The organism is Nonomuraea sp. NPDC003754, assembly GCF_053605785.1.
Genome location: NZ_JBSGJX010000048.1, coordinates 30,296 through 44,312 on the forward strand (window position 1 = coordinate 30,296; position 14,017 = coordinate 44,312).

At 70.0% G+C, this 14,017-nt stretch carries 19 protein-coding genes; 8 read left to right on the top strand and 11 right to left on the bottom strand.

The annotated features are described in order from the left end of the window. Positions 1-381 precede the first annotated feature (381 nt). Positions 382-1,179: a phosphatase PAP2 family protein gene (locus ACWEVS_RS38870; protein WP_452555773.1), complete on the top strand. Its 798-nt coding sequence runs from the start codon at positions 382-384 to the stop codon at positions 1,177-1,179. A 227-nt stretch (positions 1,180-1,406) separates the two neighbouring features. Here the strand turns inward: ACWEVS_RS38870 and ACWEVS_RS38875 are convergent, their stop codons facing one another. Next, positions 1,407-1,820 carry a nitroreductase family protein gene (locus tag ACWEVS_RS38875; protein ID WP_452555775.1) on the bottom strand — a complete coding sequence of 138 codons (414 nt, stop codon included), beginning with the start codon at positions 1,818-1,820 and terminating at the stop codon, positions 1,407-1,409. 2 nt (positions 1,821-1,822) lie between these two features. Between ACWEVS_RS38875 and ACWEVS_RS38880 the strand changes: the two genes are divergently transcribed. Further along, positions 1,823-2,221: a winged helix-turn-helix transcriptional regulator gene (locus ACWEVS_RS38880; RefSeq protein WP_452555777.1), complete on the top strand. Its 399-nt coding sequence runs from the start codon at positions 1,823-1,825 to the stop codon at positions 2,219-2,221. A gap of 248 nt (positions 2,222-2,469) precedes the next feature. Here ACWEVS_RS38880 and ACWEVS_RS38885 read toward each other — a convergent pair whose 3' ends face one another. The 5 genes from ACWEVS_RS38885 to ACWEVS_RS38905 form a co-directional block, all read right to left on the bottom strand. Then, positions 2,470-3,252: an acyl-CoA thioester hydrolase/BAAT C-terminal domain-containing protein gene (locus ACWEVS_RS38885; protein WP_452555779.1), complete on the bottom strand. Its 783-nt coding sequence runs from the start codon at positions 3,250-3,252 to the stop codon at positions 2,470-2,472. Between the two features lie 196 nt (positions 3,253-3,448). After that, complete coding sequence (locus ACWEVS_RS38890; RefSeq protein ID WP_452555781.1) at positions 3,449-3,733, bottom strand: winged helix-turn-helix transcriptional regulator; 285 nt, start codon at positions 3,731-3,733, stop codon at positions 3,449-3,451. Positions 3,734-3,806: 73 nt separating this feature from the next. After that, positions 3,807-4,592 carry an alpha/beta fold hydrolase gene (locus ACWEVS_RS38895; protein WP_452414812.1) on the bottom strand — a complete coding sequence of 262 codons (786 nt, stop codon included), beginning with the start codon at positions 4,590-4,592 and terminating at the stop codon, positions 3,807-3,809. Positions 4,593-4,709: 117 nt separating this feature from the next. Next, the gene (locus ACWEVS_RS38900; protein WP_452555783.1) at positions 4,710-5,228 is read right to left on the bottom strand and encodes a DUF899 family protein; all 519 of its coding nucleotides are present in this window, start codon (positions 5,226-5,228) and stop codon (positions 4,710-4,712) included. Further along, positions 5,225-5,650, bottom strand: coding sequence for a VOC family protein (locus ACWEVS_RS38905; RefSeq protein WP_452555828.1), 426 nt, complete (start codon positions 5,648-5,650; stop codon positions 5,225-5,227). The genes ACWEVS_RS38900 and ACWEVS_RS38905 overlap by 4 nt, the downstream gene beginning before the upstream one ends. 183 nt (positions 5,651-5,833) lie before the next feature. Between ACWEVS_RS38905 and ACWEVS_RS38910 the strand changes: the two genes are divergently transcribed. From ACWEVS_RS38910 to ACWEVS_RS38920, 3 genes are all read left to right on the top strand, one after another. Then, positions 5,834-7,363 carry a nitrilase-related carbon-nitrogen hydrolase gene (locus ACWEVS_RS38910; RefSeq protein WP_452555785.1) on the top strand — a complete coding sequence of 510 codons (1,530 nt, stop codon included), beginning with the start codon at positions 5,834-5,836 and terminating at the stop codon, positions 7,361-7,363. 61 nt (positions 7,364-7,424) lie between these two features. After that, the gene (locus ACWEVS_RS38915) at positions 7,425-8,642 is read left to right on the top strand and encodes a sensor histidine kinase (protein ID WP_452555787.1); all 1,218 of its coding nucleotides are present in this window, start codon (positions 7,425-7,427) and stop codon (positions 8,640-8,642) included. A 44-nt stretch (positions 8,643-8,686) separates the two neighbouring features. After that, a complete protein-coding gene (locus ACWEVS_RS38920) occupies positions 8,687-9,277 on the top strand; it encodes a LuxR C-terminal-related transcriptional regulator (protein WP_449919718.1) in 591 nt (196 codons plus the stop codon). 76 nt (positions 9,278-9,353) lie between these two features. Here ACWEVS_RS38920 and ACWEVS_RS38925 read toward each other — a convergent pair whose 3' ends face one another. The 4 genes from ACWEVS_RS38925 to ACWEVS_RS38940 form a co-directional block, all read right to left on the bottom strand. Beyond that, complete coding sequence (locus tag ACWEVS_RS38925) at positions 9,354-9,650, bottom strand: hypothetical protein (RefSeq protein WP_452555789.1); 297 nt, start codon at positions 9,648-9,650, stop codon at positions 9,354-9,356. Between the two features lie 25 nt (positions 9,651-9,675). Continuing rightward, entirely contained in the window at positions 9,676-10,077 is a 402-nt protein-coding gene (locus tag ACWEVS_RS38930) for a glycosyltransferase family 2 protein (protein ID WP_449919086.1), read from the bottom strand. Between the two features lie 251 nt (positions 10,078-10,328). Then, positions 10,329-10,634, bottom strand: coding sequence for a hypothetical protein (locus ACWEVS_RS38935; protein ID WP_452555791.1), 306 nt, complete (start codon positions 10,632-10,634; stop codon positions 10,329-10,331). A gap of 6 nt (positions 10,635-10,640) precedes the next feature. Further along, entirely contained in the window at positions 10,641-10,898 is a 258-nt protein-coding gene (locus ACWEVS_RS38940) for a hemerythrin domain-containing protein (RefSeq protein ID WP_452555793.1), read from the bottom strand. Between the two features lie 318 nt (positions 10,899-11,216). On the opposite strand from ACWEVS_RS38940, the gene ACWEVS_RS38945 reads away from it, so the two are divergent. The 3 genes from ACWEVS_RS38945 to ACWEVS_RS38955 are packed head-to-tail and all read left to right on the top strand — an operon-like array spanning position 11,217 to position 13,429. Continuing rightward, positions 11,217-12,392, top strand: a complete 1,176-nt coding sequence (locus ACWEVS_RS38945) for a sensor histidine kinase (RefSeq protein WP_452555795.1) — start codon at positions 11,217-11,219, stop codon at positions 12,390-12,392. Beyond that, a complete protein-coding gene (locus ACWEVS_RS38950; RefSeq protein ID WP_449919091.1) occupies positions 12,389-13,051 on the top strand; it encodes a response regulator in 663 nt (220 codons plus the stop codon). The genes ACWEVS_RS38945 and ACWEVS_RS38950 overlap by 4 nt, the downstream gene beginning before the upstream one ends. 42 nt (positions 13,052-13,093) lie before the next feature. Further along, entirely contained in the window at positions 13,094-13,429 is a 336-nt protein-coding gene (locus tag ACWEVS_RS38955; protein WP_452555797.1) for a hypothetical protein, read from the top strand. 28 nt (positions 13,430-13,457) lie between these two features. Here the strand turns inward: ACWEVS_RS38955 and ACWEVS_RS38960 are convergent, their stop codons facing one another. Continuing rightward, positions 13,458-13,961 carry a hypothetical protein gene (locus ACWEVS_RS38960; protein ID WP_452555799.1) on the bottom strand — a complete coding sequence of 168 codons (504 nt, stop codon included), beginning with the start codon at positions 13,959-13,961 and terminating at the stop codon, positions 13,458-13,460. Between the last annotated feature and the right edge of the window lie 56 nt (positions 13,962-14,017).

Genomic DNA, 14,017 nt, shown 5'->3' on the forward strand with positions numbered 1-14,017 from the left:
TGCGCGTACGCGGGCGAGGCGGCCGGCCCTCGGCATGGATGGCTTGATCGAGCGAAAACTTTCATTGAACTCTTGCAAGACTGGGTGTAGCGTCCTGGCCAACGCCCACGCCACCCCACAGGAGTCACTCCATGGATGGGTAGAGGAAGACGTAGACGGCCATGGCGGCCGCATCGGACGACTGAAGCCGACGAGCTCCTGCAGGGTGGCGAGGTTTGTTCAGCACGTCGCCGCCGGGCACGAGCACCTGCGGGCCGCCGAAGACGCCGGCGTCACCGAGGCCGTCGAGAGAGGTTCTGTCTGGGGAGTGAATGCGACGATTACGGTGCCGTCAAAGACCTGCGCATTGTTGTCCGCGTTGTCCGCGTTAGTGTGACCCGCGTGAACCCGCGTGAGATGGCGGTCGGCCGATTATCGCGCCTGGTGGCGCGTGCCCGCTCAGCCGTACGTGCCGGGAGTATGGGTGGGCGGCGCCCCGCCCCGCTCGTCGAATCGGCCGGTCTGCTCATCGTGCTCCTTCTCTTCTCACGGCTTCATGCCGCCGCAGGGAAGGACGCCGCAGCCGCCACCGCCAACGCTCTGGCCCTGCAGTCCATGGAACGGGCCATCCACGTGGACATCGCACTGAGGGCGAACCAGTGGCTGACCGAGCATCCGGCCCTCATCCAGCCGGCGGTGTACTACTACCGCCTGTACTATTTCGCGATCATCGGTGTGCTGGTGTGGGTCTTCGTCCGGCATGCCGATGTCTACGTCCATGTCCGTCGCACCCTCATCGCGATGACCGTTCTGGTGCTGCCCGTTTTCTGGGCGCTGCCCATGTCGCCCCCACGGTTCGCCTTACCGGGCGTCGTCGACGTCATCGCCGAGCACGACATCCTGGGCGGCCCTGCCTCACGAGAGATCGAGAACGGTCAGAACCTGTATTCCGCGATGCCCAGCATGCACGTGGGGTGGTCGTTGTGGTGCGCGTATGCCGTGTGGCACGCGCTGCGGGCCTCCCATCCGCGAGCGGCCTTGCTGTCGTGGATCTTTCCGCTGGGTATGGCGGCAGTCGTGCTCATCACGGGGAACCACTATGTGCTCGACATCGCGGGTAGCGCCGTGTTGCTGGTCGTCTCCATCGCTGTCGTATCAGTGTGGGGTCACCTGGCCGAGCGCCGGCGTGCTCGCCGTTGAGCGCCTGCGGACAGCGGCCCGTTCAACCCGCGGGACTGGCTGGAGGTCCACCCGACTCCGCTGAGCCAGTACTGCCTGGCGTCCTCGGAAGGTGGTGAGGGCGTCCGGGGGCACGGGTGACCGCGAAACGGACTTGTCGCGCTCCGCTCAGGGGGGCGGGAACGTAGGCCTCACAGGCTCCAACGCGTTCCCGTGTCTTACGCGGCACGTGCCCGCCCGCCCGGAGCTCAGGCGGGGTACCGCTCGTGGAAGACGTTGCGGGCCAGTGCGCGACGGCCGGGATGGCGTGGCTGCCCGGCCGGGTAGCCGACCGACACCAGCAGGGCGATGGCGAGGTCGTCGCGATCGTCGATCCCGATCACCTTCTTCACCCTGTCCTCGTCCCAGCCGTTCATCGGTGAGGTGGCCAGACCCATCTCGGTCGCGGCGAGCATCACGAACGAGGCCGCGATCATCGCGTCCTTGATCGCGTATTCGCGCAGCAGGCCGCGCCGGTCGAGCCCTTCCTGGAACGCCCGCGAGGCCTCGGAGAACATCGCGATGAACTCCTCATTCCAGGCGCCGTTGCCGCGGACCTGCTCGTAGACGTCACTGTGGTCGTCGCGCCAGGCTTGCGGCTCGGCCACGAAGGTGAGGATCACCGGTGCCTCGTGCTGTGGTGGAATCCTCGGGCCTGCCGGCCGACGTCTACTCCGCGAAGTGCCCGACCCGCCAGGTCCTCGACCACATCGCGGGCAAGTGGACGATCCTGGTGGTTGACGCCCTCCTCCAGGGCACCATGCGCTACACCGACCTGAGCCGCCGCATCGAGGGCGTCTCGCAGAAGATGCTCACCCAGACCCTGCGCGGTCTCGAAGCCGACGGCTTCATCACCCGGACGGTGCACCCGACCATCCCGCCTCGGGTCGAGTACGACCTGACCGAGCTCGGCCGGAGCCTCGCCGAGCCCATCAGCGCGCTCAGACGATGGACGGAGGACCACATCAACGAGATCGAGCGGGCCCGGCACCGCATCAGGGAGGCCGGCACCTCGGACAGGTGAGGCGACGAAGTCCGGACGCCGGTTCGTGCTGCCACGCGGAGACCTGCCGGCCGCGGTGGCCGACGAGATCATCACGATCCTGGAGGCGGGCGCGTGACCAACAGCGAACCCGCGAGACGACGTCGAGAGTGGGGGTCGCGGGACTGGCGTTGGATGGCGCGCAGACCGCCGACCTGGGGCTCCACAGGTCGGCTCCGGTCCTCTCCACGCGGGCCGACGCTGCCGGCCGGTCTGCCCTGGAAGGCTCATCAAGCATTCAGCATGGCGAGGATGTGCGGCCAGGCTGCCGCTCCCAAGGCCGCATCGGTCTCAGGAGATCCCCCGTACAGGTACGACGGCGACGGTTGCGCAGGAAGCTCACCCGGGAAGCGAGGCCGATGTCCCGCTGAAGGATGGCTGACAATGCGGACCTCGCGACGTTCCGAAAGTGCCTCGGCGAAAGCTGATGACGGCCACATCTGATCGTCCGCACCCGCGACGAGAAGGACGTCGGCGCGGGCCCGTTCCAGCGGGATCGCCGCTTCAGGAGGAGCAGTGGCGAGACCGCGCTCGTAGAAGGCGCGGAAGGAGGTGGGCGGTCCGTGAGTGGGCCATTCAGCCGGATATGAGGCGAAGGGCAGCGGCCTGCCCCGCCATGTCCAGGACGATCGGTAAGGCCGCGTCGCTCCATCCAGTCCGGGGCCGACGTTGGCCCAGACCACGGAGGACGGCGACACTGCGATGACGGCGTCCACCCGCGGCTCGACGCATGCGAGCGTCAACGCCGCCTCCGCACCCTTCGACACTCCCAGCACCGCCAACCGCGACACCCCTGTGTCGGCCAGCACATCAAGTGCTGTCATGAACGTCTCGAGCGGCACCTCGCAGATGCCCGGCGGCTGACCCGCCCCGCCGAACCAGCGGATGGACATCGCGGTCACGCCGTGCCGCGCCAGCAGATCGCAGCGTTCCGCATCGATTCGACCGCTGGACCCGGCCAGAACCAGAACCCCGACCGCAGTGCCCTGGGAGACCGCCATGTACCTGTCCACGACAGGGATTATGGCCTGTGTCGCAGCTCGCTCCTCAAGGGGTCCGGGGAGTTGGCATGGAGCGCGACTTCAGGCAGCGCTTCGTCATGTTCGATCTTGAGCGGTTTCGTCGCGCGAGTTCACGGGCCCGAGCCGGCGACGGGTCTCGCTCGCCGCCACGGCCTTGGTGCTCGTCGTCCGTTCTGGCTGATGGGCGTCATTCCGTGGCGTCGCCGCCCGCCTCCTCGGCCCATCGCAGGCTCCAGGCGTTCAGCGGTCCGAGCGCCTCGACGAGGTCCTCGCCGAGGCGGGTGAGGCGGTAGCCGCCGTCGTGCGAGGTGACCAGCCGGGAGCCTGCCAGCTCGTCAAGACGGGTGCTGGGCACGCTGGAGGACATGTGCTCGCATCGGCGCTGCAGCTCGCGGAACCCGGCGGGGGCCTGGTTCAGCTCCCACAGGATGCGCATCGTCCAGCGGCGCCCGAGCAGATCGAGGACGGCCATGACCGGGCGGCCCGTGACCCCGCCGGCGACATCCTCGTGCCGGTGTTCACGCCGGCCCGAACGGCACGATTCCTCAGCCGGCCACGCCGGCGAGGAAGTCGGCGACCACCCGGCCGGCGACCTCGCGGAACTCCTCGAAGTAGGCGTGCCGCGCACCCGGGATGAGGTGCAGCCGCGCTCCAGGGATGCGGCCGGCCAGCAGCGGCGCGTTGGCGGCCGGGTTGAAGACGTCGTCGGCGCCGTGAATCACGAGGGTGGGCGCGACGATGCCGGGAAGGGCGTCCCAGCTGTCATGATGCGCGCTGGCGGCGAAATGGTGGCGGCGGGCGTGGGCCGGCATGCCGCGATCGCCGATCGTGCGATACGGGCCGGGGTGGGTGGCGAGCCACTCCGGGGTGTACATCAGCTCGAGCAGCGCCCGCCGGGCGGCGGCCCGGTCACGCTGGGCCAGCGAGCGGCGCACCTCCTGACTTCGCTCCACCCCGTGTGCGCCTCCGGGAGACGTGCACCCCAGCACGAGCGCCGCCAGCCGCTCCGGGTGGTCGGCGGCCAGCCACTGGGCGACGCGGCCGCCCATGGAGGTGCCGTAGACGTGCGCGCGCTCCACGCCGAGCTCGTCGAGTACGGCCAGCGCATCGAGGGCGAAGCCGCGCGTCGTGTAGGGCTCGTCGGGTTTGTCACTGTCCCCGGTGCCGCGGTAGTCGAAGGTGATGGTGCGATAGGAGTCCTCGAAGTCCGACCGCACGCCGTCCCACCAGTGGTGGTCGTTGGACTGGCCGGGCAGCAGCATGAGCGGGTATCCGTCGCCGCTCACCTGGTAGGACAGCTTCACGCCGTCCTTCGTCGTCGCAAAGGGCACGTCTCCCATTGTCGTATGGCACGACCGGAGCGCTGTGCCGCCGCGACGGGCGGGCGCGCGGGCGGACCGTCGCATCGTCCGGAGGGTTCCGCCCGCGACGCCGTCGACGAAGGACTGTCAGTGGTGGTGGCCGTGCCGGCCGAGGGTCTCCACGGGGGTCGCGCCGGGGCGGGTCCACTGCGGCACGGGGCGGCTGGTCGGGCCCCAGGTGGCGGTCCCGTCCGCGTCCGAGCGCCAGGACCAGCACGCGTGGCGGCCCTCCGGCCGGCCCTCGGGGTTGTCCTCCCACGCCTCGCCGCGGCCGTAGGGCGTCATGTCGAGCAGGCCGAGGGACCCGTTGACCCGCTCGTTGCCGCGGCCCGTCGTGGAGTAGGTGAGGAACACACGGTCGCCGTCGCGCAGGAAGCAGGTGATGTACCCCATGTTGCCGCCGACCGGCGCGTCCACGTCGCGCACCGAGTACCAGGGCTGGGTGTAGCCCATGAACTCGACATAGGAGGCCACCTCGTCCCACCGGCCCGTGGTCAGGACGGCGAACGAGACGCCGCGGGCGTTGAGGTAGACGGCGTCCTTCAGGTGCCAGGCCGTGGTGGTGCAGAGCCGGCGGCGGGCCGCGGCAGCAGGGGCTCGGGTCAACCGGTCTGCTCGGCCAGGGCGACGATGACGCCGGCGGGGCCGCGGAGGTAGCAGAGCCGGAAGATGCTCTCGTACTGCGCCACCTCGCCGAGGAGTTCGGCGCCGTGGGGGCGCAGGCGGGCGACCGTGTCGTCGATGTCGTCGACGGCGAACATGACGCGATGCAGGCCCAGCGTGTTGGGCGGCGGGTTGTCCGGCTCGGCGCCGACCGCGGCGGGGGTGTGGTACTTCGTCAGCTCCAGCTTGCTGTGGCCGTCCGGGGTCCGCATCATCGCGATGTCGCTCCGGACGCCGTCGAGTCCGACGGTGCGGTCCGCCCAAACACCTTCGATCTGGGCCTTGCCTTCCAGCTCCATGCCGAGTTCGGTGAAGAACGCGACAGCCGCGTCCAGGTCGTCGACGACGATGGCGACGTTGTCCATCCGCTGAATGGTCATGTCTCCGAGCATAAACAGGGGCGAGCCGCCGGTCTGGCCATGCGCCCTGACGACGCCGTCCGCACACCCACCTCATCGAGCGCGGAACGGCTACGTCCCGCGCAGGGCGACCACCCGGCTTGGGTTGGAGGTGGAGATAACTACAGGGAGAGTGGAGAGTCATCCGCAATGGCGGCGTCCGTGCGGTCGGACAGGCTCGCACGCATGGTAAACACATACCTCGCCACCGGTTGGCGCAGATACGGCTGGTTGGCGGCAGGCACAGCGCTCGGACTGTTCGGCACGAACGGTGAATGGTCGATTCCGATCGCCGGCTGGCTGTTCTCCATCGGCCTGATGCGGTTCACCAGAAGCTCCACAGTGCTCGCCGGACTCGCGTGCGTCGGCCTGTCGTCGGCGGCGACGACGGTTGTCCATGTCGCGGCCGCAGGCCAGTCCGGTGTCCTGCCGATCCTGCTCGGCTGCCTGGTGCTGAGCCTGATCCTGAGCATTCCGCTGCTGGTCGACCGGCTGCTCTTCCAGCGGTTGAATCCGTTCCTGGCCACGTTGGTCTTCCCGGCGGCCCGGGTGACGGTCGAATTCCTGGTCGCGGCGATCAGCCCGCTCGGAACGATTTTCGGGCCGTTGGCCGCGACGCAGTCGGCGAACCTGCCGCTGCTCCAGACGGTGTCCGTCACCGGCATCTACGGGATCAGCTTTCTGATGGCGTGGCTCGCATCGGTCGTCAACCTCGCGCTGGAGCGCCGGCTGAGCCGGCCGTCGATCCGGACCGTCGCGCTGACGTACGTCTCGGTGCTCGTTCTCGTCCTCGTCGGCGGCGGTCTGCGGCTGGCCATGGCGCCGACACCGCCGAGCCTGGTGCGCGTCGCCGGCATCAGCGCGTCGCTCGCGGCAGAGGGCCGGATGCGACAGATCAACAACTTCCATACGCCGCAGGTCCTGCCGGAGCAGAAGCCGACACTGCGCAAGGCGTTCGCGGCGCTCAACGACGACCTGTTCGCCCGCACCCGGATCGAGGCCGACGGCGGCGCGAAGATCGTGGCGTGGCCGGAGACCGCCGCGGTCGTGCTCGACGAGGACCTTCCCGATTTCCTGCGGACCGCCCAGGACCTGGCCAGGGAGAAGCGGATCTATCTCGACATGGGCATAGCCGTCATCCTGGACGGCCAACCGCACTCGCGCGACATCGTCGTGCTTGTGGCACCCGACGGCAAGGTGCTGTCGATCTTCGACAAGGCGCATCCCGTGCCCGGTATGGAAAGCCTGCGGCCGGGCGACGGCATCGTGCCGGTGTCCGCGACGCCGTACGGCAGGCTGGCCAACGTCATCTGCTTCGACGCCGACTTCCCCAGCACGCTACGCACGCGCGCCGACATCATGTTCGTCCCCGCCAACGACTGGAAGGGCATCGAGCGCACGCACTCGGCCAACGCGGTGTTCCGCGCCGTCGAGAACGGATACGCCCTCGTCCGGCAGACCAGCAACGGCATCTCGATCGCCGTCGACGCCTACGGTGCGAGCTTGGCCAGGACCAACTACTTCAGCACCGCGCAGCAGAGCATGGTCGTGTCCGTGCCGACGCGAGGCACCTGGACGGTCTATGGGCTGGTCGGCGACCTGTTCGCCTGGCTCTGCGTCGCGAGCGTGGTCGGGCTGGCGGCGTTGGCCGCTGCCCGGCGAACCGGACTCCAGGGCTGATCGTGGGCTTTCCGGATGAGAGTGCGATGATGCCACCCAGCGCGAAACAGGGAGACAAGGGATGAGGGCCAGGCTTGAGACACCGGTGCTCGCGCTGGCGATGATCGGCCTGTCAGCCGCCGGTGTCGGCGCCGCCGTCCTGGTCGTGGTCAGCGCGGCACTGATGGCGGTCGGCGTCGGCCGGTACGTGTTCCCGCCGGCGGTGTCGCTGCTGCGGACGGTCGCGGACGCGGCCCGGCGGGTGGCGGGCCGGGTCGGCGTGGACATCGAGCGTCCCTACGGCCCCCGAACGGATGCGGTCGCGCTGCTGAAGGATCGGGCGACGTGGCGGGACGTGCTCTGGGCGGTCCTCGACCCGATCATCGGCACGTGGGCGGCCGCGCTGGCGCTCGGCATGCCGCTCTACGGGTTGTACGGCGCGGCGGTGCAGCCGTTCGTGTGGCAGGCCAACGCCCGGGCCGGTGGGACCAACTCCTATGGCGTCATCCATGTGACCTCGACAGCCGCCGCGCTGGCGGCGATCCCGATCGGGCTCGCGTTGATCGCGCTCGGCCTGTACATCGGGCCGAAGGTGCTGCGGGTGCGCGCCCGGTGGACGCTCGCGCTGCTCGGGCCGTCGCGAACGACCGAGTTGGAGCAGCGGGTCGAGACGCTGGTGGAGACACGCGCGGAGGGTGCCGACGCGCAGGCCGCGGAACTGCGCCGGATCGAACGCGACCTGCACGACGGCGCGCAGGCACGACTGGTCGCGCTGGGCATGGGGCTCGGCAACGCCGAGCGGCTGTTCGACCAGGATCCGGAGGCGGCCCGCGCCCTGCTGGTCACGGCGCGGGAGACCTCGTCGAAGGCATTGGAGGAGTTGCGCGACCTGGTACGGGGCGTCCATCCGCCGGTCCTGGCCGACCGCGGCCTCGCCGACGCGATCCGAGCCCTGGCGCTGGATTGCCTGCTCGATGTCGAAGTGTCGTCCGACCTGCCAGGACGGCCGCCGCCGCCGGTCGAGTCGGCCGTCTACTTCGCGGTCAACGAACTGCTCGCCAACACGAGCAAACACGCGGGTGCGGCGTTGGTTCGGGTCATGCTCCGCTACCGGCACGGTGTGCTCAGCTGCGATGTCGTCGATGACGGCGGCGGTGGCGTCGATCCGGCCAACGGCACCGGGCTGCGTGGCGTCCAAAGCCGGCTGGCCGTCTTCGACGGAACGATCGCCGTGGACAGCCCGCCCGGCGGGCCCACTCGCGTGCGTCTGGAGGTGCCGTGCGCGATCAGGTCCGAGTAGTGGTCGCCGAGGATCTGTTCCTCATCAGGGACGCGTTGGTCCGCATGCTCACCGAGCACGGCTTCACGGTCGTGGCCGCCGTCGACAACGGCCCGTCCCTGCGCAAGGCGCTGGCCGAGGAGCGGCCCGACGTGGCGGTCGTCGACGTACGGCTGCCGCCGTCGTTCACCGATGAGGGCCTGCAGGCCGCGATCCTGGCGCGTCGCGAGCGGCCCGGCTTCCCGGTGCTGGTGCTGTCGCAGTACGTGGAGCAGCTCTACGCCCGTGAACTGCTCGCGGACGGAGCCGGGGCGGTCGGCTATCTCCTGAAGGACAGGGTGTCCAACACCAGACAGTTCATCGACGCGGTCACATCGGTGACCAACGGCGGCACGGCGATGGACGCGCAGGTCGTCGCCAAGCTGCTGACCCGAGGGGACGCGCGCGGCCGTACGGCCGAACTGAGTCCCCGCGAACGCGAGGTGCTGAGCCTGATCGCCGCGGGGCGCTCCAACGCGGCGATAGCTCATCAGCTCACGATCTCCGCCAGCGCGGTCACCAAACACATCGCGAGCATCTTCGGCAAGCTCCAGCTGCCGGAGTCCGAGGACGACAACCGCCGGGTCCTGGCCGTCCTCGCCTATCTCAACCGCTGACCGACCGGAGGCCGCGGGGATCTCGCTGACCGATGGCAAGGGTCGCTGCGCACAGCGACCCTTGCCATCGTGGGATTCACTCCGTCGGCACGAGGTCCTTCCAGGGCTCGTGGTCGGCGTCGGCCCCGGTGCCGGGCCTGTCGCCCCTGGTCCACCACTTGGCCCGCCAGTAGCGGCCGTTGTACCTGACCGTGAGCGCCTCGGCCGTGCCGTCCGCGGCGGGGTCGTAGAGCTTGGCGGCATCCCAGTCAGGCGCGTGGCAGCCGCCGTCGTCCACCGGGCCGGGAGCGGCGGCGCCGCGGGCGTTGCCGGTGGCCACCCCGTACGAGCCGCCGCTTCTGGTGGTGACGGTGACGTTCGCCGGGCCCGTCACCGGCAGGAAGTACTTGATCGGAATGTCATGGCTCGCGCCGGGCGTGTCCGCCGGGCGCCACCAGGATGCGCGCGGTCACGGCTGCCAGACGAGGGAAAGCGTCCAGTACGTCGGCCGCTCTGGTCAGGGAGCCGGGGGTCCACCAGGTGTCGTCGTCGCAGAAGGCGACGTAAGGGGTGTCGAGGTGCTTGACGCCGACGTTGCGGCCGACCGCGCCGAGATTCTCGCGCAAGGCGATCACTTCCGCGGCGGGATGGACCTGCCGTACGGCCTCGGCCGTACCGTCGCCAGAGCCGTTGTCGACCAGCACCACACGCGGACGTTCGGGCAGGGCCAGGAGCCGGCCCACGGAGGCGAGCGCCTCCTGCTTCCGGTTCCACGTGATGACGACGGCGCCGACGCGCGGGTCACCGATGGGCCGGTTCATGGTCTGCTCCGGCACGCCTCCCGCCCCCTCAGCTGCAGGCCTTTCACCATGCTTGGTTCCCACAGAACGGGACGAAAACCTGGTGACACCCGCGGCGGGGCCATCACACGCGCGGTACGGCGAGCCGTCCGGACGATGTGGCGCGCCACCAGGCGGGGTTCCCCGGGGGCCCTCGGGTAGGGGCGCCATTGGTCTGGGGATCGGGGTGCCGCCGTGGTCGGACTGGTAGCCCATCCCGGCTGCCTGGCCGATCAGTCTTTGCCGCGGCCGCTGAGCGTGTCGCGCATCCGGTCGATCAGGCCGGTGAGCGGTCCCATGATCTTGTTGCCGGGCGGTGTGTCAGGCGCGGACGGGTGCGGCCTGGTCGGGGCCATCTTCTTGATCGCCTCCACCTTGCGGCCCAGCTCGGCCAGCTGCTCGGTATCGGCCGCACTGCGCAGCCGCGGGAACAGCTCTCCCTCTTCCTCCGCCACGTGATCGCGGATCTCGGCCATGAGGCGCGCCAGCAGCTCGGCGTGCCCGGCCTCGTCGGCGTCGGTCCGCTCCAGCTGCTTCATCGTCTCCTAGGCCTGGGCGTGCTCGGCCAGCTCCCGGTCGGCCAGCTGGTCGCCGTCGGGCAGAAGATCGCGGACGGCCGGATACAGGTAGGCCTCCTCGGCGACCGAGTGGCGCACCAGCTCGATGATGACCTTCTCGGTGAGCGTCTGGCGCCGGTCGACGTCGGCCGTGCCGAGCTGCTCCAGTTCGGTGAACATCCGCTCGACCTCACGGTGGTCGTGGGTGAGGACGGCGATGACGTCGTTGTCGGTGGGTGTGCTCATGGCTGTCGTCCCCTTCGTGTCGGGATGTCAGACCGGCTGGAGTATGAGCGGCCGCTGCCCTGACCGCACGACCGCAAACGGGTGTGTCCGGTCTGAGCGGTGTCCGGCCGTCAGATGCAGCCGCCGCCCCGCCCAGGGTCGGACGGAAAAGGCGGGCGGCGGCGAGCCGGTCGTGTGGTCAGGCCGGCTGTGACGCCGAAGCCGGCGTGCCGGTCGTCACTGTGGCCCGCTCCCATGACGGCTGCCGCTGCTGGCTATCCTGTGGCACGTCGAGCCGGGCACGGCTCCCCACCACGAGTCCATCGGGAGGCGACGACCGTGACAGCCGCCGAGCGCCGGAGCACATGGCCGGCCGTGACGGTGGTGGCGCACGCGGTCCTGGCTCTCCTGACGGTGATCATCCTGGCGGGCGCCTGGCACTTCGGCGCGGACCTGTGGCAGGTCTTCGCCGCGGCGGGCGCTGCCGTCCTGCTCCATGCGGGAGCGGTGGTGGCCCGTCGACGGCCGTGGGTGGGGTACGCGATCGGCGCGCTGGCAATGCTCGTCCTGGTGATGACGCCCTTCCCGGGTTGGTCACTGACCATGTTGCCCTCGGCTGTGTGCTTCCCCCTCACGTTGTGGCGGCTGACCAGCCTGGTCTCGGCCAGGTCCTCGGTGGTCGCGCTGGCCGTCGCCGCGCTCGGGATCGTCCTCACCCAACTGGTGTCGTGGGCCCGGCTGCCCCCTGACACCCCTGGGTGGACCCGCCTGGTCGAGGGCGGGCTGCTGATGCTCGTGGTCGGCGGTGTGTGGCTTGCGGCCCTGCTGGTACGCCGCAGGCACGAGGCCGGCCGACGAGCCGAGAGTGAACGACTGGCCGCGGCGGTCGCGGACGAACGGGCCAGCATCCGCCGCGACCTGCACGACGTGATCGCCCACACGGTCACCGTCATGGTCGCGCGGATCGAGGCCGCGGCGGTGACGACGGCGGATCCGGCGACCCGCCGCGAGCTCGGCGACATCGCCGAGGCCGGCCGGGACGCCCACCAAGGCCTGCGAGCGATGCTGGCCACCTTGCGCCCGGCCACCGTGGCGCCGCGCGCCGATTCCCGGCCCAGAGAGGTCCCGATCTCGCTCGACGCCCTCCCAGACCTCGTGGCCTCGGCGGCGAGCCCGCTCCATGTGGTGACGTTCGCGGAGGTGGGTGAGCGACGGCCGCTGAGCCTGAGTGCCGAGGTCGCGGCGGTCCGGACCGTGCAGGAAGGCATCACCAACGCGCTGCGCCACCTCGAACCACCGGTCGAGGTGACCGTTCGCCTGCGCTGGACCCCGGCCGAGGTGCTGGTGGAGGTGCGCGACGACGGCGGCAGGGCGCTTCGCGACGCCGGCAGTCAGGGGACCGGCTTGATAGGGATCGAGGAACGTGTGCGTACCGCAGGCGGCGCCCTGTCGATCGACGACGGGGACGACGGGTGGGTGCTGCGGGTGCGGCTCCCCACGAAGGAGGGGGCTTGACCGGGATCCAGGTCATGCTCGTCGACGACCAGGAGTTGCTGCGGGCCTCGCTCCGTACGGTGCTGTCGGCCGACGAACGCATCGAGGTCACCCACGACGTCGCGAACGGCAGCGACGCGATCGAGGTCGTCCGGCGGCACCGCCTCGACGTGGTCCTGATGGACATCCGCATGCCGCGCATGGACGGGGTCGCCGCCACGGCGGAGATCGTCAGGATCGCGCCGGCGACCCGGGTGCTCATGCTGACGACGTTCGATGATGACGAACTTGTGGTGGCCGCCATCCGGGCCGGCGCGAGCGGCTACCTGACCAAGGACGTCCGGCCCGCCGCCCTGGCCCAGGCCGTGTGCGACGTCGCCTCCGGGACGTCGGCGCTGGCCCCGGGGGTGGCCGCGACGGTCCTCGATCTCGTACGGCAGGTGCCGATGCGGAGGACGGCGGCCCTGGACGGCCTCACCCCACGCGAGGTCGAGATCTTCGGCCTGCTCGCCCGCGGCAGGTCCAACGGCGAGATCTGCGCGGAACTGGTGCTGAGCGAGAACACGGTGAAGTCGCACGTCCGGGCCGTCCTGCAGAAACTGGACCTGCGCGACCGCGTGCACGCGGTGATCCACGCGTACGAGAACGGGCTCGTGGGTCGCAACGATCTGCCTGACTGAGATTCCATCCTGCCGGGTGGTGCCGTCTCACACCTTGGGGTGATGTCGGCCGGTGACGCCCTGCCTGGGTTCGACGTCGTGCATTTCCTGCGTCTGCGCTTTCCTCGTGTCACCTCCCTGCTCGTCCTCGGCGCTGTGCTCGTCGCCGTGCTGCTCGCTCTGGTGATCGTGCTGGGCGCGGTGCTGCCGACGCTGATCTGGGGAGGGTTCAGCTTCCAGTACTGGATCGTCACCGCCTGGCTGATGCCGCTGCCGGCGATCTTCTGCCTCACCTGCTGCGTGCTCGGGGCGGTCGCACTCGGCCGCCGCCTCTGGCGCTTCCGCCGCGCCGGTCAGGCGACCGTCGCACCGGTACGGCCGCGCACGGCGGTCAGCTGACATGTGGATGGCCGAGCGGCGGCACGTGCTATCGAACTCTCGGCTCGGGCAGCAGCCCTACCGCCCGCAGCCCCTCCTCATAGCCGCCCTCGGAGCATGCCCAGAATCGCTCGGCGGCATCCATGACGGCCAGGCGCCGGCATGTCGTCCATGCTTCGATCATGCGCAGCAGGGCGCGCCCGTCGGTCGCCCATATCTCTGGCGCGCCCAGTGCGATCACTGCCGCCACTTCCCGCGCCAGTAGTCGCGTCCTGGCCAGGCGGTCGGTGGAGTCCAGCCCGTTCACGGCATCGACGATCAGCAGGGCTTGACGCAGGGTGAGCGGAGGCAGCGCCGTCATCCGGCGGCACGCGTCGGCCCGGTCGGTGGTCGCCTCGAGCATGGCCTCGACCAGCGGCGTGTCCTCCGGCCCGACGTGGTGGCCGATGGAGGCCAGGTCGGCGCCGGAGGTCTTGGCGATGTCACGCGCTGTGGCGTGCGCATAGCCGCGTTCCTGCAGGCAGCGTTCGGCGCCCTCGTCTCGCTCTTCCATGCCGTCACCATATCCAAACAACTGTCACAAACATATGTTTTGCACAATTGTTTCAA

Bases quoted from the DNA above. Each gene is read 5' to 3' on its own strand.
- ACWEVS_RS38890 (WP_452555781.1), bottom strand. From the start codon at position 3,733: ATGGCCGTCCTCGATCTGCTCGGGCGCCGCTGGACGATGCGCATCCTG.
- ACWEVS_RS38905 (WP_452555828.1), bottom strand. From the start codon at position 5,650: ATGGACAACGTCGCCATCGTCGTCGACGACCTGGACGCGGCTGTCGCG.
- ACWEVS_RS38910 (WP_452555785.1), top strand. From the start codon at position 5,834: ATGGCGGCGTCCGTGCGGTCGGACAGGCTCGCACGCATGGTAAACACA.
- ACWEVS_RS38915 (WP_452555787.1), top strand. From the start codon at position 7,425: ATGAGGGCCAGGCTTGAGACACCGGTGCTCGCGCTGGCGATGATCGGC.
- ACWEVS_RS38920 (WP_449919718.1), top strand. From the start codon at position 8,687: ATGCTCACCGAGCACGGCTTCACGGTCGTGGCCGCCGTCGACAACGGC.
- ACWEVS_RS38930 (WP_449919086.1), bottom strand. From the start codon at position 10,077: ATGAACCGGCCCATCGGTGACCCGCGCGTCGGCGCCGTCGTCATCACG.
- ACWEVS_RS38935 (WP_452555791.1), bottom strand. From the start codon at position 10,634: ATGAAGCAGCTGGAGCGGACCGACGCCGACGAGGCCGGGCACGCCGAG.
- ACWEVS_RS38940 (WP_452555793.1), bottom strand. From the start codon at position 10,898: ATGAGCACACCCACCGACAACGACGTCATCGCCGTCCTCACCCACGAC.
- ACWEVS_RS38955 (WP_452555797.1), top strand. From the start codon at position 13,094: ATGTCGGCCGGTGACGCCCTGCCTGGGTTCGACGTCGTGCATTTCCTG.
- ACWEVS_RS38960 (WP_452555799.1), bottom strand. From the start codon at position 13,961: ATGGAAGAGCGAGACGAGGGCGCCGAACGCTGCCTGCAGGAACGCGGC.